At 73.4% G+C, this 20,527-nt stretch carries 21 protein-coding genes; 16 read left to right on the forward strand and 5 right to left on the reverse strand.

Annotated elements, in window-relative coordinates; all coding sequences use genetic code 11:
- Positions 1 to 162: 162 nt before the first annotated feature.
- A complete protein-coding gene (locus QUG92_RS14190) occupies positions 163 to 822 on the forward strand; it encodes a TetR/AcrR family transcriptional regulator (protein WP_182047127.1) in 660 nt (219 codons plus the stop codon).
- A 91-nt stretch (positions 823 to 913) separates the two neighbouring features.
- Here the strand turns inward: QUG92_RS14190 and QUG92_RS14195 are convergent, their stop codons facing one another.
- Positions 914 to 2,545, reverse strand: a complete 1,632-nt coding sequence (locus QUG92_RS14195; RefSeq protein WP_289459570.1) for a dolichyl-phosphate-mannose--protein mannosyltransferase — start codon at positions 2,543 to 2,545, stop codon at positions 914 to 916.
- A 53-nt stretch (positions 2,546 to 2,598) separates the two neighbouring features.
- On the opposite strand from QUG92_RS14195, the gene rsmI reads away from it, so the two are divergent.
- The 5 genes from rsmI (at position 2,599) to QUG92_RS14220 (ending at position 7,454) form a co-directional block, all read left to right on the forward strand.
- Positions 2,599 to 3,420 carry a 16S rRNA (cytidine(1402)-2'-O)-methyltransferase gene (rsmI, locus tag QUG92_RS14200; protein WP_289459571.1) on the forward strand — a complete coding sequence of 274 codons (822 nt, stop codon included), beginning with the start codon at positions 2,599 to 2,601 and terminating at the stop codon, positions 3,418 to 3,420.
- 70 nt (positions 3,421 to 3,490) lie between these two features.
- A complete protein-coding gene (metG, locus tag QUG92_RS14205) occupies positions 3,491 to 5,071 on the forward strand; it encodes a methionine--tRNA ligase (RefSeq protein ID WP_289459572.1) in 1,581 nt (526 codons plus the stop codon).
- Positions 5,068 to 6,006, forward strand: a complete 939-nt coding sequence (locus tag QUG92_RS14210; protein WP_289459573.1) for a TatD family hydrolase — start codon at positions 5,068 to 5,070, stop codon at positions 6,004 to 6,006. The genes metG and QUG92_RS14210 overlap by 4 nt, the downstream gene beginning before the upstream one ends.
- Positions 6,007 to 6,008: 2 nt before the next feature.
- The gene (gene rsmA, locus QUG92_RS14215; protein WP_289459574.1) at positions 6,009 to 6,854 is read left to right on the forward strand and encodes a 16S rRNA (adenine(1518)-N(6)/adenine(1519)-N(6))-dimethyltransferase RsmA; all 846 of its coding nucleotides are present in this window, start codon (positions 6,009 to 6,011) and stop codon (positions 6,852 to 6,854) included.
- A 195-nt stretch (positions 6,855 to 7,049) separates the two neighbouring features.
- Positions 7,050 to 7,454 (forward strand): hypothetical protein, encoded by a 405-nt coding sequence (locus tag QUG92_RS14220; RefSeq protein WP_289459576.1) that lies wholly within the window; start codon positions 7,050 to 7,052, stop codon positions 7,452 to 7,454.
- 58 nt (positions 7,455 to 7,512) lie between these two features.
- On the opposite strand, the gene QUG92_RS14225 is transcribed toward QUG92_RS14220, so the two are convergent.
- Positions 7,513 to 8,253, reverse strand: coding sequence for an SDR family oxidoreductase (locus tag QUG92_RS14225; RefSeq protein ID WP_289459577.1), 741 nt, complete (start codon positions 8,251 to 8,253; stop codon positions 7,513 to 7,515).
- A 101-nt stretch (positions 8,254 to 8,354) separates the two neighbouring features.
- Here QUG92_RS14225 and QUG92_RS14230 point away from each other — a divergent pair, with 101 nt between their 5' ends.
- Positions 8,355 to 9,212, forward strand: a complete 858-nt coding sequence (locus QUG92_RS14230; protein WP_182047001.1) for a helix-turn-helix transcriptional regulator — start codon at positions 8,355 to 8,357, stop codon at positions 9,210 to 9,212.
- Positions 9,213 to 9,231: 19 nt separating this feature from the next.
- Here the strand turns inward: QUG92_RS14230 and QUG92_RS14235 are convergent, their stop codons facing one another.
- Entirely contained in the window at positions 9,232 to 9,732 is a 501-nt protein-coding gene (locus tag QUG92_RS14235) for a hypothetical protein (protein WP_289459578.1), read from the reverse strand.
- Between the two features lie 83 nt (positions 9,733 to 9,815).
- Here QUG92_RS14235 and QUG92_RS14240 point away from each other — a divergent pair, with 83 nt between their 5' ends.
- The 4 genes from QUG92_RS14240 (at position 9,816) to QUG92_RS14255 (ending at position 14,283) form a co-directional block, all read left to right on the forward strand.
- On the forward strand, positions 9,816 to 10,829 hold the full coding sequence (locus QUG92_RS14240; RefSeq protein WP_289459580.1) for an ATP-grasp domain-containing protein: 1,014 nt from the start codon (positions 9,816 to 9,818) through the stop codon (positions 10,827 to 10,829).
- Between the two features lie 84 nt (positions 10,830 to 10,913).
- A complete protein-coding gene (locus tag QUG92_RS14245) occupies positions 10,914 to 11,984 on the forward strand; it encodes an LLM class flavin-dependent oxidoreductase (RefSeq protein ID WP_069713445.1) in 1,071 nt (356 codons plus the stop codon).
- Positions 11,984 to 13,294, forward strand: a complete 1,311-nt coding sequence (locus QUG92_RS14250) for an O-acetylhomoserine aminocarboxypropyltransferase/cysteine synthase family protein (RefSeq protein ID WP_289459582.1) — start codon at positions 11,984 to 11,986, stop codon at positions 13,292 to 13,294. The genes QUG92_RS14245 and QUG92_RS14250 overlap by 1 nt, the downstream gene beginning before the upstream one ends.
- 56 nt (positions 13,295 to 13,350) lie before the next feature.
- Positions 13,351 to 14,283 carry a 4-(cytidine 5'-diphospho)-2-C-methyl-D-erythritol kinase gene (locus QUG92_RS14255; RefSeq protein ID WP_182046997.1) on the forward strand — a complete coding sequence of 311 codons (933 nt, stop codon included), beginning with the start codon at positions 13,351 to 13,353 and terminating at the stop codon, positions 14,281 to 14,283.
- Between the two features lie 35 nt (positions 14,284 to 14,318).
- On the opposite strand, the gene QUG92_RS14260 is transcribed toward QUG92_RS14255, so the two are convergent.
- Complete coding sequence (locus tag QUG92_RS14260) at positions 14,319 to 15,947, reverse strand: glycosyltransferase family 39 protein (protein ID WP_289459584.1); 1,629 nt, start codon at positions 15,945 to 15,947, stop codon at positions 14,319 to 14,321.
- 91 nt (positions 15,948 to 16,038) lie between these two features.
- Between QUG92_RS14260 and QUG92_RS14265 the strand changes: the two genes are divergently transcribed.
- Genes QUG92_RS14265 through QUG92_RS14285 form a run of 5 tightly spaced genes read left to right on the forward strand, consistent with a single transcriptional unit; the run spans position 16,039 to position 20,290 of the window.
- Positions 16,039 to 16,452, forward strand: coding sequence for a TOBE domain-containing protein (locus QUG92_RS14265; protein ID WP_289459586.1), 414 nt, complete (start codon positions 16,039 to 16,041; stop codon positions 16,450 to 16,452).
- On the forward strand, positions 16,449 to 17,525 hold the full coding sequence (locus QUG92_RS14270) for a ThiF family adenylyltransferase (RefSeq protein WP_289459587.1): 1,077 nt from the start codon (positions 16,449 to 16,451) through the stop codon (positions 17,523 to 17,525). Before QUG92_RS14265 ends, QUG92_RS14270 begins: the two co-directional genes overlap by 4 nt.
- A gap of 25 nt (positions 17,526 to 17,550) precedes the next feature.
- The gene (gene modA, locus QUG92_RS14275) at positions 17,551 to 18,408 is read left to right on the forward strand and encodes a molybdate ABC transporter substrate-binding protein (RefSeq protein WP_289459588.1); all 858 of its coding nucleotides are present in this window, start codon (positions 17,551 to 17,553) and stop codon (positions 18,406 to 18,408) included.
- Positions 18,409 to 18,410: 2 nt separating this feature from the next.
- Positions 18,411 to 19,259, forward strand: a complete 849-nt coding sequence (locus QUG92_RS14280) for an ABC transporter permease (protein ID WP_182046992.1) — start codon at positions 18,411 to 18,413, stop codon at positions 19,257 to 19,259.
- On the forward strand, positions 19,256 to 20,290 hold the full coding sequence (locus tag QUG92_RS14285) for an ABC transporter ATP-binding protein (RefSeq protein ID WP_289459591.1): 1,035 nt from the start codon (positions 19,256 to 19,258) through the stop codon (positions 20,288 to 20,290). The genes QUG92_RS14280 and QUG92_RS14285 overlap by 4 nt, the downstream gene beginning before the upstream one ends.
- On the opposite strand, the gene QUG92_RS14290 is transcribed toward QUG92_RS14285, so the two are convergent.
- Positions 20,287 to 20,526: a MoaD/ThiS family protein gene (locus QUG92_RS14290; protein WP_289459592.1), complete on the reverse strand. Its 240-nt coding sequence runs from the start codon at positions 20,524 to 20,526 to the stop codon at positions 20,287 to 20,289. The two genes, QUG92_RS14285 and QUG92_RS14290, sit on opposite strands and share 4 nt — an antisense overlap.
- Between the last annotated feature and the right edge of the window lies 1 nt (position 20,527).

Here is a 20,527-nt window from a genome sequence, read left to right on the forward strand (position 1 = left end):
GGCAGCCTCCTTCGGTGAAGGGTGGAGGTGGCGGAGCACGCGCCGTCGAGCGCTTCGCGAGGAGGTGGAACCGGATGCGTCGCATCCGGTTGTCGTCAGTGTAGACCGAAACGGAGTCGTCGCATCCGTTTGTTCCCAGAAACTTCAACTACGGTCGGGTCCGTGAGCACCACCGACTCCGCGCCCGACCTCGAGCGCCCCCTGCGCGCCGATGCCGCGCGCAACCGCGAGCTGATCCTGCAGACGGCACGGAAGTGCTTCGCGGAACGCGGCCTGTCGGTGACCCTCAACGACATCGCGCACGAGGCCGGTGTGGGCGTCGGCACGGTGTACCGGCGGTTCGCCGACAAGGACTCCCTGATCGAGGCGCTGCTCTCCACCAAGTTCGAGGCCATGAACGCCGCCGCCGCCCGTGCCGCGGAGGAGTCCGACCCCCGCGAGGGGCTGCGCGTCTACCTGATGGGCGTCTTCGAGTTCCGGGCGCGTGACCGCGCCCTCGCCGACGCCATCGTGCGCGCGGGCAAGGCCCGCCCGTCGGTGGTCGAGGAGCGCGACCGGCTCGAGTCCCAGGTCAACGCGATCATCGAGCGGGCGCACGCCGCGGGCGTCGTGCGCGCCGGCTTCGCATGGTCCGACCTGCCGATGCTCACCGTCATGGTCGGCGCCGTGGCGGACCGGACGCGCGACCACGACCCGGACGCCTGGCGGCGCTACGCCGAGGTCGTGATCGAGGGCGTCCTGCCCCCGACGGGGCGGCAGCCGATGCTCGGTGCGCCGCTGGACCGCGCGACGATCGAGCACGCGCTGCACGGCCCGTCCTGACGCTGCCGCGGCGCGTCGGGACCTGAGCGGAGCCGGACGGGAGGCGCGTGGCGGCGCCGCGACGCGCCTCCCGTCCGGCAGCCGGACCCGCCTAGAGCCAGCTCGGCAGCCAGTAGTGGGAACGGACGAAGTCCCACGGCATCTGCAGGCCGGTCCACATGGGGTACCAGTAGGCCGAGGCCAGCACGACGACGCCGAGGTACACGCCGATCCAGACGAGCGCCCGCGTGCGCCGGGGACGCGGGTCGTCGCGGGAGCCGGCCACGAGTCCGATCGCCGCCGCGAGCGCCATCACCATGTAGGGCTCGAAGGCGACCGTGTAGAACTGGAACACCGTCCGGTCCGTGTACATGAGCCAGGGCAGGTACCCGCCGGCGACGCCGATCAGGACGAAGCCGTACTCCCACCGCCGGCGCAGGATCCAGAGCACGAGCAGGGCCACGACCGCGATCACCGACGCGTACCAGACGAACGGGTTCGCGATGCCGGTGATCGCCTCGCCGCAGCGGTCCGCCCAGCAGCCGTCCTGGCCGGCGTCCGTGCCCTGGTAGTACATCGAGGTCGGGCGCTGCATGAGCAGCCAGAGCAGCGGGTTCGCCTGGTACGAGTGCGGGGTGTGCAGGCCGATGTTGAAGCCGTAGATCTCCGACTGGTAGTGCCACCAGTTCTGCAGGGAGTCCGGCACCCACGCGAGCACACCGGTCCACCGCTCGCCGCCGCTCGCGATCCAGTCGCGGTCCCACCCGCCCGACGTGCGGAACCACCCGGTCCACGAGGCCAGGTAGGTCGCGGCGGCGATCGGCACCGTGAGGAGGAACGACACCGGTGCCTGCTGCAGGAACGCGCTCGACGACCAGAACGCCACGCCGGCCCGACGGCGCATCAGCATGTCGCTGAGGACGGAGTACAGCGCGAAGAACGCCAGGAAGTACAGCCCGGACCACTTCGTCGCCGACGCGAGCCCGAGGGCGATCCCCATGGCGACCAACCACGGTCGCCAGAGGAGCACCGGCCCCCAGAGCGTGTCCCGTCCGGCGGCGGCCCGGCGTCCCACCCAGGCGTCGAGTCGTCGCTGCGCCCACCGGCGGTCGAGCAGCAGCGCTCCCGCACCGAGCAGGACGAAGAACGTGACGATGCCGTCGAGCAGCGTCACCCGGGAGAGCACGATCGCCTGCCCGTCGACGGCGAGCAGGAAGCCCGCGAGCGTCCCCACCGCGGTCGACCGGAAGAGCGAGCGCGCGATCACCGCGGTCAGGAAGACGGTCGCGATGCCGAGCACGGCGACGGTGATGCGCCAGCCGAACGAGCTGTCGGCGCCGAAGAGCAGCATGCCGAGCCCGATGAGGTACTTGCCGAGCGGCGGGTGCGCGATGAACTCGGCCGCCCGCGAGTAGAGGTCGGTCTCACCGTCGGCGAACCGCTGGTCGGTGGTCGGTGCCCCGTCGCCGGACGGGTTCGCCGGCCACGTGCCCTCGTAGCCGAGGTGCACGATCGACCAGCCGTCCTTGACGTAGTACGTCTCGTCGAACACCAGCGAGTGGGGGTGACCGAGGCCGGCCAACCGCAGCACGGCGGCGAGCAGCGTCACCGCGAGCGGGCCCGTCCACCGCCACACGGCCACGCGCCGGGACGTCGACAGGACCCGGCCCCACCAGTCGTCCAGGCGGGAGCCGACCGGCCCGTCGACGAGGGCGGCGCGGTCGTCGGTCAGCTCGCTGGTCATCGGCAGCATCCTACGGATCGCCCCGTGGCGGGACCTGCCACCACAATGGGGAGGTGATCGTCCTCGCAGCAACGCCCATCGGCAACCTCGGCGACGCGTCGCGCCGACTCGTCGAGACCCTGTCCAACGCGACCGTCGTGGCCGCCGAGGACACCCGCACCGCGATCCACCTCATGCGGGCGCTCGGCATCGAGAACCGCCCGCGGCTCATCGCCCTGCACGAGCACAACGAGCGGGCGAAGGCCTCCGAGGTCGTCGAGCTGGCCCGCGACGAGGACGTCGTCGTCCTCACCGACGCGGGCATGCCCGCGATCAGCGACCCGGGCTTCCCCCTCGTCGAGGCCGCCGCCGCCGCCGGCGTCACGGTCACCGCCCTCCCGGGCCCGTCCGCGGTGCTCATGGCGCTCGCCGTCTCCGGTCTGCCGACGGACCGCTTCAGCTTCGAGGGGTTCCCCACCCGCAAGGGCGGCGAGCGGCGTCGCCTCTTCGCGTCGCTCGCGGGGGAGCAGCGCACGATGGTGTTCTTCGAGTCGCCGCACCGGCTGGCGGACACCCTGGCCGACATGGCCGCGGGCTTCGGCGAGGACCGCCGAGCGGTGGTCTGCCGGGAGCTCACGAAGCTGCACGAGGAGGTCCGTCGCGACACGCTCGCCGAGCTCGCCGCGTGGGCGGCGGACGGCGTCCGCGGCGAGATCTGCGTCGTCGTCGAGGGTTCGACCGGTGCGCTCGACGTGACGAGCATCGAGGACGGCGTCCGGCTGGTGCTCGAGCGGGTGGCCGCGGGGTCGCGGATGAAGGAGGCCGCTGCGGCGGTCGCCGACGCGACCGGCCTGTCGAAGCGCGACCTCTACGAGGGCGCGCTCGCGGCGCGCTGACGCCACCACCCGCCGGCCGGGAGGCACGGGTCGCGTCATGCGCTCGCCGGCCGCCCGTAGGATGGTCCGCATGTCCGACGGGTCCTCGTTCAGCATCACCACGCCGATCTTCTACGTGAACGACGTGCCACACATCGGGCACGCCTACACCGAGGTCGCCGCGGACTTCACGGCGCGCTGGCACCGGCAGCGGGGCGACGACACGTGGCTCCTGACCGGCACCGACGAGCACGGCCAGAAGATCCTGCGCACCGCGAGCGCGAACGACGTCTCGCCGAAGGAGTGGGCGGACCGTCTCGTCACGGACGCCTGGAAGCCGCTGCTCGACACCGTCGACGTGGCGAACGACGACTTCATCCGCACGACCGACGAGCGCCACGAGCGCGGCGTCACGGCCTTCCTGCAGAAGCTGTACGACGACGGCTACATCTACGCCGGCGAGTTCGAGGGCTTCTACTGCGTGGGGTGCGAGGAGTACAAGCAGCCGAGCGACCTGGTGCCCGGCACCGGTGCGTACGAGGGGCAGCAGGTCTGCGCGATCCACTCGATCCCGGTCGAGGTGCTGGCCGAGCGCAACTACTTCTTCCGGATGAGCGACTTCGAGCAGCGCCTGCTCGACCTGTACGAGTCGAACCCGGAGTTCATCCAGCCCGAGAGCGTCCGCAACGAGATCGTCTCGTTCGTGAAGCAGGGCCTGCGCGACCTGTCGATCTCGCGGTCGAGCTTCGACTGGGGCATCCAGATCCCCTGGGACCACGACCACGTGCTCTACGTGTGGTTCGACGCGCTCCTCAACTACGTGACCGCCCTCGGCTACGGCTCCGACGACGACGAGGCGTTCCAGCGCCTCTGGCCGAGCGTCCACATCGTGGGCAAGGACATCGCCCGCTTCCACGCGGTCATCTGGCCCGCGATGCTCATGGCGGCCGACCTGCCGGTGCCGAAGCGTGTGTTCGGCCACGGGTGGCTGCTCGTCGGCGGCGAGAAGATGTCGAAGTCGAAGCTCACCGGCATCGCCCCGTCCGAGATCACCGACACGTTCGGGTCGGACGCGTTCCGCTACTACTTCCTCCGCGCGGTCACCTTCGGGCAGGACGGCAACTTCAGCTGGGAGGACATCTCCGCCCGGTACGCCGCCGACCTCGCGAACGGCTTCGGAAACCTGGCATCGCGGCTCGTCGCGATGCTGCAGAAGTACTTCGACGGGGCCGTCCCGACGCGCGGGGCGCTCACCGCGTCGGACGAGGCGATCGACGCCCTCGCGGTGTCCGTGACCGAGCGTGCGGACGCAGCGGTCGAGGCCTTCGCCCCGCACGAGGCGATCGCCGCCGTGTGGGAGCTCGTGGACGCCCTGAACGGCTACATCACCGAGCAGGAGCCGTGGGCCCTGGCGAAGGACGACGCACAGCGCGAGCGCCTCGGCACCGTGCTGACGACGGCACTGCGCGGCCTCGGTACCGTGAACGTCCTCGTGTCGCCGGTCATGCCGAAGGCCACCGAGAAGCTCTGGGCGTCGATCGGGGCCGGCGGGTCCGTCGCCGAGCAGCGCGTCGACCGGGCCTGGGAGTGGCAGGGTGCGGAGACGGTCGTGCCGCTCGGGTCCGGGCTGTTCCCGCGCATCGAGCAGCAGCCCGAGCAGGGCGCAGCGTGACCGACGCGGCCGACGCAGCGCACGTGCGGGCGCGTGGTGACGGGTCGTCGGGTGGCTCGAAGCGCGACCTGAGCTACCCGCCGCTGCCGCAGGCGCTCGTCGTGCCCGTGTACGACAACCACACGCACATGGAGATCGCGGACGGCGTCGGCGAGGGCGGCGACGGTCCGCTCGACTACCGCGAGCACCTCGACCGGGCGTCGAGCGTCGGTGTCCGCGGTGTCGTGCAGGTCGGCACCGACCTGGCGACCTCGGAGTGGTCCGCGCAGATCGCGGCCCGCGAACCCCGCGTGCTCGCCGCCGTCGCGCTGCACCCGAACGAGGCCCCCGTCCTCGACGAGCAGGGCCTGCTCGACGAGCACCTCGCCGGGATCGAGCGGCTCGCCGCGCTGCCCCGTGTCCGGGCGATCGGCGAGACCGGACTCGACTTCTTCCGCACCGGCGAGGACGGCCGTACCGCCCAGGTCCGGTCGTTCGAGGAGCACATCCGCATCGCGAAGGAGCACGACCTCGCGCTGACGATCCACGACCGCGACGCGCACGACGCCGTGGTCGAGGTCCTCGACCGCGTCGGCGCACCCGAGCGGACCGTGTTCCACTGCTTCTCCGGCGGCCCCGACCTGGCACGGCTCTGCGCCGAGCGCGGTTGGTACATGTCCTTCGCCGGCACCGTGACGTTCAAGAACGCCGAGCCCCTCCGCGAAGCCCTCCGGGTCGCCCCGCGCCACCTGGTCATGGTCGAGACGGACGCGCCGTTCCTCACGCCGACCCCGTACCGCGGCCGGCCGAACGCGCCCTACCTGATCCCGCTCACGCTCCGGTCGATGGCGGAGACGCTGGGCACGGATGCCTCGATGCTCGCCGCGCAGATCGCGTCGAACACCGAGCTCGTGTACGGCGCGTGGGACGCCGAGCCCGTCACGGTGGACGAGTAGCCGTGGGCGCACTGCTCGGCCCGGCGGAGATCCGGGACCTCGCGGCGAAGCTCGACGTCACCCCCACCAAGAAGCTCGGGCAGAACTTCGTGCACGACGGCAACACCGTCCGACGCATCGTGTCGGCCGGCCGCGTCACCCCGGGGTCGCGGGTGCTCGAGATCGGCCCGGGACTCGGCTCGCTGACGCTCGGACTCACCGAGACGGGCGCCTCGGTGACCGCGGTCGAGATCGACGGCCGGCTCGCGGCGCAGCTGCCCGCGACCGTCGCGGCGATGCAGCCCGACGCCCGGCTGCAGGTGGTCCACCAGGACGCGCTCGCCGTGACCGCCGACGAGCTGCCCGAGGCGCCGACGCACGTCGTCGCCAACCTGCCGTACAACGTGTCGGTGCCGGTGCTGCTCCACCTGCTCGCGACCTTCCCGACCATCGAGCGAGTGCTCGTCATGGTGCAGGCCGAGGTCGGCTACCGCATCGCGGCCGGCCCGGGCAGCAAGGTCTACGGCGCACCGAGCGTCAAGGCGGCGTGGTACGGGTCGTGGTCGACCGCCGGACAGATCAGCCGCCAGGTGTTCTGGCCGGTGCCGAACGTCGACAGCGTGCTCGTCGGGTTCGACCGGCACGAGCAGCCGGGCGACGAGGCGCTGCGGACCCAGGTCTTCGCGCTCGTCGACGGCGCGTTCCAGCAGCGGCGGAAGATGCTGCGCCAGAGCCTGTCGGGCGTGCTCGGCAGCAGTGCGCACGCGACCGAGCTGCTCACCGCCGCCGGGATCGACCCGACGGCGCGGGGTGAGGCCCTGTCGCCGGACGACTTCGTGCGGCTCGGTCGGACGGTCCTCGCAGCCTGACGGCGTCGCGTGCCGCGAGTGCCGCTGCGCTGGCGCGACCTGCCCCCGGACAACCGCGAGCACTTCGTGCCGTGCACTTGCGTGGCGCGACGTGCTCGCGGTTGGTCCCCACGCGCCTCCCGGCCCGCCGGCCCGGCGCTTCCGCCTGCCGGCCCGGCGCCTCGGCCGGTCGCTGCGACCCGTAGGCTCGCCACCGTGCGCGCACCTCGTTCCCGGACCGCTCTCGTCGTCACGATCGCGGCGGCCGCCGTCGGCGCCGCGATCGTCGTCCTCGCCGTCGTGGCCCTCGTCCACGACGTCCGAGACGACGCCGCGTGGGCGGCACTCGTCCTCGGCGCTGCCGTCGCGGCGTGGGGCCTGTGGTTCCACGCGCTGTCGGGCGGCGACGCGGATCGTCGTCCGCGGGTCGCGGTCACGGGCGTCGCCGCGACGGCCGGCATCCTGGGCGGCGGTGCGTACTGGGTGCTCCGGGGGTTGCTCGACCGGACCGTCGCGGAGGCCCTGGTCGTCACGGCGATCGTCCTCGGGCTCTGGGCGCTGAACCGGACGGTGGAGGCCGGGAACCGCCGCCGGCGTGCTGCGGGCGACGAGGTCGAGTAGGCGACTGCGGGAGGCCGGGTGACCCTCGTCCCGCGAGGACGGGCGGGTCAGGTGTGGCTCAGTGCCCCCGGCCCGCCATCGCCTCGAGGATCTGCTGGTGCGTCCCGTCCCGCTCGGCCCACCGCAGCGGCTGCACGTTCTCCACGAGGATCTCCGGCGCAGCCCCGGTGTCGAGCAACTCCACGACCTCGTCGGTGAAGGCGTCGAGCGGCATCCCGCCGAAGTCCGCACCGCCCATCAGGTCGGTCTGCACCGCCGGCGGCGCGAGCTCCAGCACCTCGACGGAGCTGCCCACGAGCTGCTGGCGGAGCGCCTGCGTGTACGAGTGCACGCCGGCCTTCGTCGCGCTGTAGGTGGGGGTGGCGGTGAGCGGGACGAAGGCCAGCCCGGACGAGACGGTGATGAGCGTCGCCGCCGGTCGGCTCAGCAGGTGGGGGAGGAAGGCGTCGATGAGCAGGATCGTGCCCACCAGGTTCGTCTGCACGGTCTCGAGCGCGTCCGAGACGTGGCCCGGGTCGCGGAGGTCCTCGTTGCGCATGATCCCGGACATCGTGACCACGGTGTCGAGCTCCGGGTACCGGGCGATCACGTCGGTAGCGGCGGCTGCGATCGAGTCGGCGTCGGCGACGTCGATCGCGACGGTACCGAAGCCGTGCTCGGCAGCGAGCGCGTCGAGGCGGTCCTGGCGGCGCCCGCCGATGACGACGGTGCTGCCCGCTGCCTGCAGGCGCTGCGCGAGGGCGAGCCCGAGGCCCGAGGTCGCGCCGGAGACGAAGACGGTGCTGTTCGTGGTGTCCATGCCGTCGACGATGCTCCCCGGACACCGGTGTCGCCAGGACGCGGTCATCGGGGGACCGCCGATCCCTGGCTCCGACCGGTCCGGACGGGCACGATGGTCGGGTGGACCGCCCCGCCCTCGCCGACTTCCTCCGCCGCCGTCGCGAACTCCTGCGCCCGGAGGACGTCGGGCTCGGCAACGGCGCACGTCGCCGGACGCCGGGTCTGCGCCGTGAGGAGGTCGCCGCGCTCGCCGGCATGAGCGTCGACTACTACACGCGGCTCGAGCAGCAGCGCGGGCCGCAGCCGTCCGAGCAGATGGTCGCAGCGATCGCTCGGGCGCTCCGCTGCAGCCTCGACGAGCGGGACCACCTCTTCCACCTCGCCGGGCACACCGCGCCGGTCCGGATGCACCGTGCCGACCACGTCGACCCGGCGATCCTGCGGGTGCTCGACCGGCTCGAGGACACCCCGGCGATCGTCGTGAGCCACCTCGGCGAGACCCTCGTCGAGAACCGGCTCGCCCGTGCCCTGCTCGGCACGTCGGTCGACCTGCCGGGGAACGAGCGCTACCAGGCGTGGCGGTGGTTCGTGGCGGGGACGGAGCAGGCGAAGTACGCGCCCGAGCAGCACGAGCGGCTCGGACGGGTGGTCGTCGCCTCGCTCCGGGCCGCGGTCGGTCTCACCGGGCCGGGGGACCGTCGGGCGACCGCGCTCGTCGATGCGCTGCAGCAGCGGAGCCCCGCGTTCCGGGAGCTGTGGGAGCGCCACGAGGTGTCCACGCGGTGGTCCGACAACAAGACCATCGTGCAGCCCGAGCTCGGTCGCATCACCGTCGACTGCCAGGTGCTCCACACCGACGACCAGGCGCAGGCCCTCCTGCTCTTCACCGCGCCTCCCGGCAGCGAGGACGCGCAGAAGCTCGAGCTGCTCGGCGTCCTCGGCACGCAGCACTTCGGCGCCGAGTCACGGGCGCGCTGACCCGCACCCGGCCCGAGCGTCAGTCGACAGCAGCGCCCCGTGCCCGCAGCGCCTCGACGAGGGCGTCCGGATCGTTGCACCGGAACCTGATCGAGCGTGCCCCGCGGATCGTGACCTGCACCCCGGGACCACCGTCGAGCAACACCGCGGTGCCGCCGGGGACGAGCCGGATGCCCAGCCCGCCGGAGTTGCCGCCCGTCACGTGCACGACCTCGGCCGAGGTGATCCGTTCCGGGGCGATGCGCCGCCGGTACCACCACGGGCGGACACGGACCTCGAGGACCTCGTCGACACGGACCGTCATCCGCATCAGCAGCGAGCCGACGCCGAGCGCGACCGTGACGGCGAGCGTGACCACCAGGACGCCGACGTCCGACGCCGTCGGCGGCTGGTCCTGCCACCCTGTCGGCACCGCGAGCACGAGCGCCGCGATGCCGACGGCGGTCGCGATCACGGCCCACCCGACGACGGTCAGCGTGCGGCCGGGCCGGAGGGTCTCCTCGTGCACGGGGTTAGACATGCGTTCCACCCTCGCACACCGCTCCGCGCAACCCCACGTCACACACCTGGCACCCCCAGGGTCACCGTGCCTAGGGTGGCCGGGTGACAACTCCGCGCGTGTACGTCATCCACGAGAACCCCGAGTGGTTCCCTCCGTTCGCCGCTGCCTTCGAGGCGGAGGGCGTGCCGGTCGAGGAACTCCTGCTGACCGACGGCGGCGCCCTCGGCAGCATCGACCTGGGCGCCGAGCCGGCCCCGGGCGTCTACTGGTCGCGCATGTCCGCGAGCTCCCACACCCGCGGCAACGAGCACAGCAAGGAGTACGCCCGCGCGCTGCTCGGCTGGCTCGAGCGCTCCGGTGCGACGGTCGTCAACGGCAGCCACGTGCTCGAGCTCGAGGTGTCGAAGGTCGCCCAGCACGGGCTCCTCCGCGACGCCGGCTTCGACGTGCCCCGCACGACCGCGGTCTTCGGGTCGGCCGCCCTGCAGGACGCCGCGCGGGCCTTCACCGACGGGCAGGACGTCCCGTTCATCACGAAGCACAACCAGGGCGGCAAGGGCCTCGGCGTCCGCCGCTTCGACACCCTCGCCGAGTTCGACGCCTACGTCGACAGCCCCGAGTTCGAGGCCCCGGTCGACGGCATCACGCTGCTCCAGGAGCTGCTGACCGCCCGCGAGCCGTTCATCACCCGCGCCGAGTTCGTCGGCGGCGAGTTCGTCTACGCGGTCCGCGTCGACACGAGCGCCGGCAGCTTCGAGCTCTGCCCGGCCGACGCGTGCGAGGTGCCGCAGGTCATCGCCGGCGCCGTCTGCGACGTCCCGGGAGCCGAGACACCCGGTGCTCCCGAGGCCTTCAGCCTGCGCACCGAGGTCACGGCCGAGCACCCGCTCGTGCAGCAGCTCCGCACGTTCCTCGCCGACCAGCGCATCCAGGTCGCCGGCGTCGAGTTCATGGAGACCACCGACGGCCGCACGGTCGTCTACGACGTGAACACGAACACGAACTACAACCCCGCCGTCGAGGCGGCTGCGCCGGTCTCCGGCCCGCGCGCGATCGCGCGCTTCACGGGCGCGCTCCTCGAGCAGGCCTACGCCGCGTCGGCGACCACGGTCTGAGACGACACCACCCACCGGCCGGGAGGCGCGGGGCGGGCCCGCCCCGCGCCTCCCGGCCGTCACGACACACCTGAGGAACCACTCGTGCGATTCGGATACTGGACCCCGCTCTTCGGCGGCTGGCTGCGCAACGTCGAGGACGAGGACATGCCCGTCACCTTCGACTACGTGAAGCGGCTGGCGCAGCGTGCCGAGCGGATCGGCTTCGACCTGACGCTCGTGCCGGAGCTCAACCTCAACGACATCAAGGGGACGGCCGCGCCGAGCCTCGAGGCGTGGGCGCTCGCGGCCGCGCTGGCCGCGACGACCGAGCGGCTCGAGATCATGGCCGCGATGCGTCCGGGCTACCACCTGCCGGCGGTGACGGCGAAGCAGGCCGCGACGATCGACGAGATCTCCTGTGGTCGGTTCACCTTCAACGTGGTGAGCGCGTGGTGGGCGGAGGAGGCCCGTCAGTACGGCGGCATCTTCTCCGAGCACGACGACCGCTACGCGCGGACCGAGGAGTTCGTCGCGATCCTCAAGGGCCTGTGGTCCGAGACGCCGTTCTCGTTCACGGGCGAGTACTACGACGTGCAGAACACGCACCTCGAGCCGAAGCCGCGCGTCACGCCGCGCATCTACGCCGGCGGCGAGAGCGAGGCGGGCAAGAGCTCGATCACCCGCTTCGCCGACGCGTACCTGACGCACGGCGGCACGGTCGACGAGCTCCGCACGAAGATCGACGAGATGAAGCGCCGTCGTGAGGACGCCGGCGCCGCCCCCTTCGAGGCCTTCGGCATGGCCGCGTACGTGATCGTCCGTGAGACGGAGGAGGAGGCGCAGGCCGAGCTGGCCCGCATCACCGACGTCCGGCACGGCAAGGCGTACGAGTCGTACCAGGACTTCATCTCGAAGTCGCAGCTCGAGCACGTGCCGTCGCTCGAGGACTACTCGGTGTCGAACCGCGGTCTGCGCCCCGGGTTCGTCGGCACGCCGCAGCAGGTCGCCGACCGCATCCGGGAGTTCGAGGACGCCGGGGTCGACACGCTCCTGCTGCAGTTCTCGCCGCAGGCCGAGGAGATGGAGCGTTTCGGCGAGCAGGTCATCCCGCTGGTGCGGCCGTCCGCCGGGGCCTCCGTCGGCGCGTCCGAGTCTGCCGAGCCGGTCGCCTGATGGCCGCCGAGGACGACTGGGCGTTCGAGACCCGGCAGATCCGCGCGGGCTACAAGGCCGATCCGGGCTTCGGCGCGAACGTGCCGCCGATCGCGCAGAGCGCGGCCTACGTCTACCCGTCCGGCGAGGACGCCGCGGCGCGGTTCATGCTCGACGCCCCGGGGCACACGTACACGCGCGTGAACAACCCGTCGGCGGCCGCGCTCGAGCGGCGCATCGCGGACCTCGAGGGGGGCGTCGGGGCGCTCGCGCTCGCGTCCGGGCAGGCGGCGACGTCGCTCGCCGTCCTCGGTGTCGCCCGTGCCGGTGACCACGTCGTGGCGTCGGCGTCGTTGTACGGCGCGACCTACACGCTCTTCGCGTCGACGCTGCGCGACCTCGGCATCACGTTCACGTTCGTGCAGGACCCGACCGACCTCGACGCGTGGCGCGCCGCGGTGCGTCCGGAGACGCGGGCCTTCTTCGGGGAGTCGATCCCGAACCCGCGCGGCGACGTGCTCGACTTCGCGGGGGTCGCCGGCGTGGCGCACGAGGCCGGCGTCCCGCTCATCGTCGACAACACCATCGCGACGCCGTACCTCGTCCGGCCGTTCGAGCACGGCGCGGACATCGTCGTGCACTCGGCGACGAAGTACCTCGCCGGGCACGGCAGCGCCATCGCGGGCGTCATCGTCGACAGCGGCAACTTCGACTGGGCCGCGCACCCGGAGAAGTACCCGCAGCTGACGAGCGTCGAGCATCCCGGGTTCGCCGGCACCGACTTCGCCGCGAAGTTCGGTCGGCGCGCGTTCATCCAGCGCACCCGCTCGAAGCTCTCCGCCGACCTCGGTCCCGCGATCGCGCCGTTCAACGCCTTCCTGGTGCTGCAGGGCATCCAGACCCTGTCGCTCCGCATGGACCGGCACGTGTCGAACGCCGCGACGGTGGCGACGTGGCTCGACGCCCACGAGCAGGTCCAGCACGTGCACTACGCGGGGCTGCCGTCCTCGCCGTGGCACCACCTGCAGCAGCGGTACGTGCCGAAGGGCCCGTCGGCGGTGCTCGCGTTCGACCTGGCCGGCGGCGTCGAGGCCGGTCGGCGCTTCGTCGCGGCGCTCGAGCTGTTCGACCACGTGTCGAACCTCGGCGACGTGCGGTCCCTCGTCGTGCACCCCGCGTCGACGACGCACGTGCAGATGACCCCGGAGGAGCGTGCCGCGGCCGGCGTCGGCGAGGGGCTCATCCGCCTGTCGATCGGCCTCGAGCACGTCGACGACATCCTCGCCGACCTCGCCCGGGGGTTCGCGGCCGCCGCACGGTCGGGCGCCTGACCCGGCGCGGACCCGTCGCGGGGAGGACCCGGCCGTGGGGAGGATAGGTTGGGAGCATGACCTCGCTGGCCGCACCGACCCGCGTGCGGGTGCGCGCTCCCGGCAAGATCAACGTGTACCTGTCGGTCGGCGCGCTGCAGGACGACGGCTACCACGACGTCGCCACCGCCTACCAGGCGGTGTCCCTGTACGAGGACGTCACCGCCGAGCCGGCCGACGACTTCTCGGTGCGCTTCACCGGGCCGATCGACACGAGCGCGGTGCCGACGGACGGCTCGAACCTCGCGATCCGGGCCGCCCGGCTGGTGGCCGAGGCCGCTGGGCACCGGGGTGGCGTCCGGCTCACGATCGACAAGCAGGTGCCCGTCGCCGGCGGCATGGGCGGGGGATCCGCCGACGCCGCCGCGACCCTGCTCGCCTGCGACACGCTCTGGGGCACGGCGCTCGGCCGCGACGAACTCCTGCGGCTGGCCGCCCGTCTCGGCGCCGACGTGCCGTTCGCCTTCGCCGGCGGGACCGCGGTCGGCACCGGGCGGGGCGACGAGCTCAGCCCGGCCCTGGCGAAGGGGGAGTTCCACTGGGTCCTCGCCCTGAGCGACTCCGGGCTCTCGACCCCGGCGGTCTACCGAGCTCTCGACGAGCACCGGGAGCGGTACCGTGCGGACATCCGGCCCGCGCCGACGACCCCGGTGGTCGAGGCGAACGTGCTGCAGGCCCTGCGCGCCGGTGACCCCGACCTGCTCGCGGACTGCCTGCACAACGACCTGCAGGCACCGGCGATGCGGCTGCAGCCAGCCCTGGCGACCACGCTCGAGGTCGGTGAGAAGGCCGGGGCCCTCGCCGGGCTCGTCTCCGGCAGCGGTCCGACGGTGGCGTTCCTGGTCGCCGACCGCGACGCCGCACTGGAGCTCCAGGTCGAGCTCAGCGCGGCCGGGCTCGTGGCACTCCGGGCGACCGGCCCGGTGCACGGCGCGCGCGTCGTGCACTGACCGGCCGGGCCGTCAACGGTCCGGCCGTGGCGCGGTCAGCCGCGGACGTACTCCGTGATGACGACGCGGCCGGTCTTCCAGTGCTGCTCCGCGTGGAACCCGTTCTCGGCGAGGACGGAGGCGGTCTCGGGCTGGATGTTGCGCGCCTTGGGCGTCCCGCCGACGAACCACACCGTGTCGATGTCGCCGAGGCGGGCGGGGATCGTGGTCGCGAGGTCGCCGTTCTGGTTCCACAGCACGCCGGACTCGGCACCGTCCTTCCGGACCCCGAGGTCGGTCAGCCCGGTGAACGCCCAGGGGTAGGACACCCGGATGATCTCGGCGGTCGTGCCGGGGTGCCCGTAGACGCTGCCGAAGACGACACCGCCGTTCGCACCCGGGGTCGCGCTCCGCTCGGCCTCGATGATCGACGCGGCGTTCGCCCACGTCGAGTCCTGCTTCGAGCGGGGGGTCTTCACGTCGATCGCGCTCGGCACGCTGATGACGAGGAACACGGCCAGTGCCGCCGCCAGGACCGCCCGCGGCCGCACGAGCGTGATCGCGAGGGCGATGAGGAGTGCGACGAACGGCAGGCTGAGCGACGCGTACTTCGGCGAGTACAGGTGCTCGCCGAGCGCGGTGGCACCGACGAGCGCGGCGGTCGGCAGCAGGGCGAGGGGCAGGGCGACGCGGACGGCCTGGGCGCGCAGGACCGCGCGCACCGAGGGCGAGCGACGGTGGGCGGCCGCCAGGCCCACGACGGACCCGGTGACGAGCAGTGCCCACGCAACCGCGGCGTAGGAGTCGATGCCGCCGAACCACGACGTGGCGAACACCTGGGGGAAGGTCCGCTCGCTGATGCCGGTGATCCACCCGACCTGCTTCGACTGCGAGACGACGACGAGCACGAGCGGGGAGACCACCACGGCTGCGGCGCCGGCGGCGACCACCCAGCGGACGAGAACGGCGCGCGAGAGGACCGGCGCCCGTCCGTCCGCCCGCGACCGCTGCGCCAGGAGCGTCCAGCCGAGGGTCACCGCGTGCGCGACGACCGCCAGCGAGAGGTACACGTTGAAGGTGACGGAGAGCGCGGCGATCAGCCCGTAGGCGACCCACCAGCGTCGGCCGAAGCCCGTCCGGGTCCGCCGGACGGCCGTGATCCCGACGAGGGTCAGGCAGACGGCCAGCGTGGTGATCGTGGCGTAGGGACGGCCCTCGGACCCGGCCCACTGCACGCGCGGCAACGCCAGGAACACGAGCCCGGCGGTGATCCCGAGCCGACGACCGCCGAGGCGCCGACCGAGGGCGACGACCAGTCCGGCCGCGACGCCGATCGCCAGGGCGCTCGGGAAGCGGAGGGTGAACGGCGTGTACCCCACGAGCCAGAACCAGGCGTGGATCAGCGCGTAGTAGAGACCGTGCACCGCGTCGACGGTGTGGAGCTCGGCCCACAGCTGGGGCCAGCTCCGCTGCGCGCTCGTGACCGTGGCGGCCTCGTCGTACCAGAGCGAGGGGACCCAGGCGAAGAGGGCACCCGTGACCACGCCGAGCGCGCCGATCGTGAGCTCCGGCGTCCGCACGGCGGCGATCCGGGCCGCGGCGGACGCGGACCGGAGGCGGGTGCGGACCGGCGTCGCGCCGGCCGAGGCGGGGACACGGATCGTCCCGGTCTGGGGTGCAGTCACGCCCGCGACGGTACCGCCCGGGGCTGGGCGGGTGCCCCGTGCCGAGCGGGTCCTCCGTGAGAGTTCGCGATGCCGTAGGGTCACGGACACCATGACGACACTCCGCATCCGCGACGCCGCTCGGTACCTCGGCGTCAGCGACGACACCGTCCGGCGACTGGTGGACGCCGGCACCCTGCCGCGCGCCGAGGACCCCGCCGGCCGGACCGTGGTCGAGGGACGGGACCTGGCGGCGTACGTCCGCGGGCGCGACAGCGGGCTCGACGACCCGTCCGGCGTCCGCAGCTCGGCGCGCAACCGCTTCGTCGGCATCGTCACCGACCTGGTCGTCGAGGGGGTCGTCGCCCAGGTCGAGCTGCAGGCCGGTCCGAACCGGGTGGTGTCGCTCATGACGGCCGAGGCGGTCCGGGACCTCGGGCTCGAAGTCGGCTCGGTCGCGGTGGCGTCGGTCAAGGCCACCATGGTGACGGTCGAGGTCCCCGATTCGCCCGAGCGCGCGAAGTGACCGCCGACGCTCCCGACCAGGCGTCGCTCGACGCCCGTCGCCGCACGACCTCCCGCACGGCCGCGCTCGACGGTGCCGGGCAGCGCGCCCTCGACGCCCTCGCCGCGGCACGGGTGCTCGTCGTCGGCGCCGGCGGACTCGGGGCGCCCGTGCTGACCTACCTGGCCGGCGCGGGACTCGGTCGCGTCACGATCGTCGACCACGACGTCGTCGACACCTCCAACCTCGCGCGGCAGACCCTCTTCTCGGCCGCCGACGTCGGTCGGCAGAAGGCCGTCTGCGCCGCCGAGCGGGTCCGCGGCGTCGACCCGGTCGTCGAGGTCGTCGCGCTGGCCGAACGCTTCCGGCCCGAGCACGTCGCCGGGCACGACGTCGTGGTCGACGCGGCGGACAGCGTCGAGGTCACCCGCGCCGTGTCGGACGCCTGCGCCGCCGCGGGGGTGCCGTTCGTGTGGGGGACGGCGCTCGGCTACGACGGGCAGGTCTCGGTCTTCCACGACGCGGCCGCGGAGCCGGTGGACTTCCACGACCTGCACCCCGAGGCGCTGCCCGACGAGGGCTCCTGCGCCGCGGACGGTGTGCTGCCCGCGCTCTGCGGGGCGGTCGGATCGGTGATGGCGGCCCAGGTGACCGCGCTCGTCGCCGGCCTGGGCGAGCCGCTGCTCGGCCGGGTGCTCACGGTGGACGCGCGCCGGTGGCGGTGGACCGAGAGTCCGCTGCGGCGCGGACCGGGATCGGTGCGTCCGGCGCTGCCGACCCTCGCCGAACCGCCCCGCATCGCCCCGGCGGAGCTCGCGCGGCGGATGCGGGAGGACGGCGACCGCGTGGTCCTCGTCGACGTCCGCACCGACGAGGAACGCGCGACCGGTGTCGTGCCGGGGTCCCGCACCCCGGACGCGCTCGACGCGGGGGACGGCAGCGCCGAGCTCGTCGTCGTCTGCGCGTCGGGTGTCCGCGCCACCGCATGGGCCCGGACCGCCGCTGCCGCACGCCCGAGCGGGGCCGCCCCGGTCGTCGTGCTCGACGGGGGCATCAGCGCCTGGCGGCGCGAGGGGCTCCCGACGGAGCAGTGACCGCAGGTGCGGCTACGATGAGCACGTGAAGCCGCTGCTGCGTTCCGCAACCCTCGCCCTCGTCGTGACCGCCGGTCTGACGCTCGCCGCCTGCTCGGCCGGATCGCCCTCCGGAGGAACGGCCGCGAGCGGCACCGGTTCGCCGAGCAGCAGCGCGTCGCCGAACAGCAGCGCGTCGCCGAACAGCAGCGCGTCCGGGGCCGCGCCGACCGGCACGATCACCGTGTTCGCGGCGGCGTCGCTCCAGCGCACCTTCACGGAGCTCGGGAAGCAGTACGAGCAGGACCACGCGGGCACGACGGTCCGGTTCTCGTTCGCGGGCTCGAGCGACCTCGTCTCCCAGATCACGAACGGCGCACCCGCCGACGTGTTCGCGTCCGCGGACGAGGCGAACATGGCGAAGCTCTCGACGACGGACCTCGCCAGCGGGTGGCCGCGGGACTTCGCCACGAACACGCTCGAGATCGCGGTCGCACCGGGCAACCCGGAACACATCCGCGGGCTGCGGGACCTCACCGCGAGCGGCGTGCAGGTCGTCACGTGCGCGACCCCCGTGCCGTGCGGTGCGGCCACGGCGGAGGTCGAGCAGGCGGCCGGTGTCGAGCTCCACCCGGTGAGCGAGGAGCAGTCCGTGACCGACGTGCTCGGCAAGGTCGAGTCGGGCGAGGCGGACGCCGGCCTGGTGTACGTCACCGACGTCGAGGGGGCCGGTGGCGGGGTCGACGGCGTCCCCTTCGCCGAGTCCGCGAAGGCCGTGAACACGTACCCGATCGGTGTCCTGAAGGATTCGACGAACCCGGAGCTCGCGGCGTCCTTCGCCGCCTACGTCCGCTCCGACGCCGGACGGAAGGTCCTCGCCGACGCGGGGTTCGGCGCCCCCTGACGATGCCCGCCCCGCTCACGCCACGGCGCACCCCGACCCGGGGCACCTCGACCCGGCGCACCCCGACCCCGCGCACCCCGGTGCCGTGGTGGCTGCCCGTGCCGGCCGTCGTCGGCGGCCTGTTCGTCGTCGTGCCCGTGCTCGCCATGGTCGGCCGCGTCGACTGGTCGTCCTTCGTCGCGCTCGTGACCGCGCCCGCCTCGACCACCGCGCTCGGGCTGAGCCTCGGCACCGCCGCCGCCGCGACGGGGGTGTCGTTCGTCCTCGGCTACCCGCTCGCCGTGCTCTTCGCCCGGTCGACCTCCCGCTGGGTGGGCGTGCTCCGTGCCCTCGTCCTGCTGCCGCTCGTGCTCCCGCCGGTCGTCGGGGGACTCGCGCTCCTGGCGGCCTTCGGACGGCTCGGCGTGCTCGGGGCGTTCCTCGACGAGCACGGCCTGCGCATCGCGTTCACGACCACGGCGGTCGTGATGGCGCAGGTGTTCGTCTCGATGCCCTTCCTGGTGTCGTCGATCGAGGGGTCGCTCCGCACCGGCGGGGGACGTGCCGAACGGGTCGCCGCGACGCTCGGTGCCGGTCCGACACGGACCTTCCTCACCGTGACGACACCGCGCGTGCTCCCCGGGATCACGTCGGGCCTGGTGCTCTGCGGTGCGCGCGCCCTCGGGGAGTTCGGTGCCACGCTCACCTTCGCCGGCAGCCTGGAGGGCGTCACGCGCACGCTCCCGCTCGAGGTGTACCTGCAGCGCGAGGTCGACCCGGACACGGCGGTCGCGCTCGCGCTCGTGCTGGTCGTGGTCGCCCTCGTCGTCATCGGCACGACCACCCTGCGGAACCGGCCGGTGATCGCGTGAGCGGGGGCACGGGCGGCCTCGACGCCCACGTCGTCGTGCCGTCACGGGGCGTCGACGTCCGCCTGACCATCGGCCCGGCCGAGTGCGTCGCCCTGGTCGGCCCGAACGGGGCCGGCAAGTCGACGGTGGTCGAGGCCCTCGCGGGGCTCCTCGGCACCCGCGACGGCAGCGTCGTGCTGGCCGGCCGCGACCTCACCACCGTGCCCACGCACCGCCGACGCGTCGGCCTGGTCGCGCAGCGCCCCGACCTGTTCGCGCACCGGTCGGTCGCCGGCAACGTCGCCTTCGGTCCGCGGGCCACGGGTGCGAGCGGCCGGGAGGCGCGACTCCGGTCCGCCGCGGCCCTCGCCGCCGTCGGCGCGTCCGGTCTGGCCGACCGGTCGCCGGACACGCTGTCCGGCGGTCAGGCCCAGCGCGTCGCCGTCGCCCGGGCGCTCGCCACCGACCCGGCGCTCCTGCTCCTCGACGAACCGACCACGGCGCTCGACGTCGACGCCCGCGCCGAGGTCCGCGACGCCCTCCGCACCGCGCGGTCCGGCCGACCGACGCTCCTGGTCACGCACGACCCGCTCGAGGCCGTCGCGCTCGCCGACCGCATCGTCGTGCTGCAGGACGGCGTCGTCGTCGAGGAGGGCCCCACCGACACCGTCCTGCGACGACCGCGCACGCCGTTCTCGGCGTCCTTCTCGGGGCTGGTGCTCGTCCCGGGTACCGCCACCGCGACCGGGATCGCGCCCGACGGCGGGGGCGAGCTGCCGTCGGCGGCGCACACCGTGGCTCCCGGCCGGGCAGCCGTCGCCGCACTCCACCCGACGGCAGCCGTGATCAGCCGTGACGGTGCCGGGCTGGCGCGCGTCGTGACCGCGGTCGAGCCGCGGGACGGCCTCGTCCGGGTGCGCGCCGGCGACCTGGTGGTGGACGTGACCGTCGCGACCGCTGCCGGCGTCGGACTGGCGCCCGGCCTGCCGGTGCGCATCGCGGTCGACGCGGACGAGGTCAGCGTCTACGAGCCTGCCGGTGCGATGACCTAGCCCCCGGCGAAGGGCGGCATGACGTCGACGGTCGCGACGCCCGCCAGCGGCGTCGAGCGGTCACGGGTGGTCACGCCGTCCACCAGGTAGGAGCACCGCTCCTGCAGGGCCGTCCACCGGTCGGTGTCCGTCGCCGGGACGCGCTGCAGGGCGTCGTCGAGGGTCGCGGCGTCGACCGTGACCTCGTCCTGTCCGACGGCCGCACGGGCCGCCGCGAAGAACCGCATCGTCGTCATC

Origin of the sequence: Curtobacterium citri (assembly GCF_030362955.1) — a bacterium.
GTDB classification, from domain to species: Bacteria; Actinomycetota; Actinomycetes; order Actinomycetales; family Microbacteriaceae; genus Curtobacterium; species Curtobacterium citri.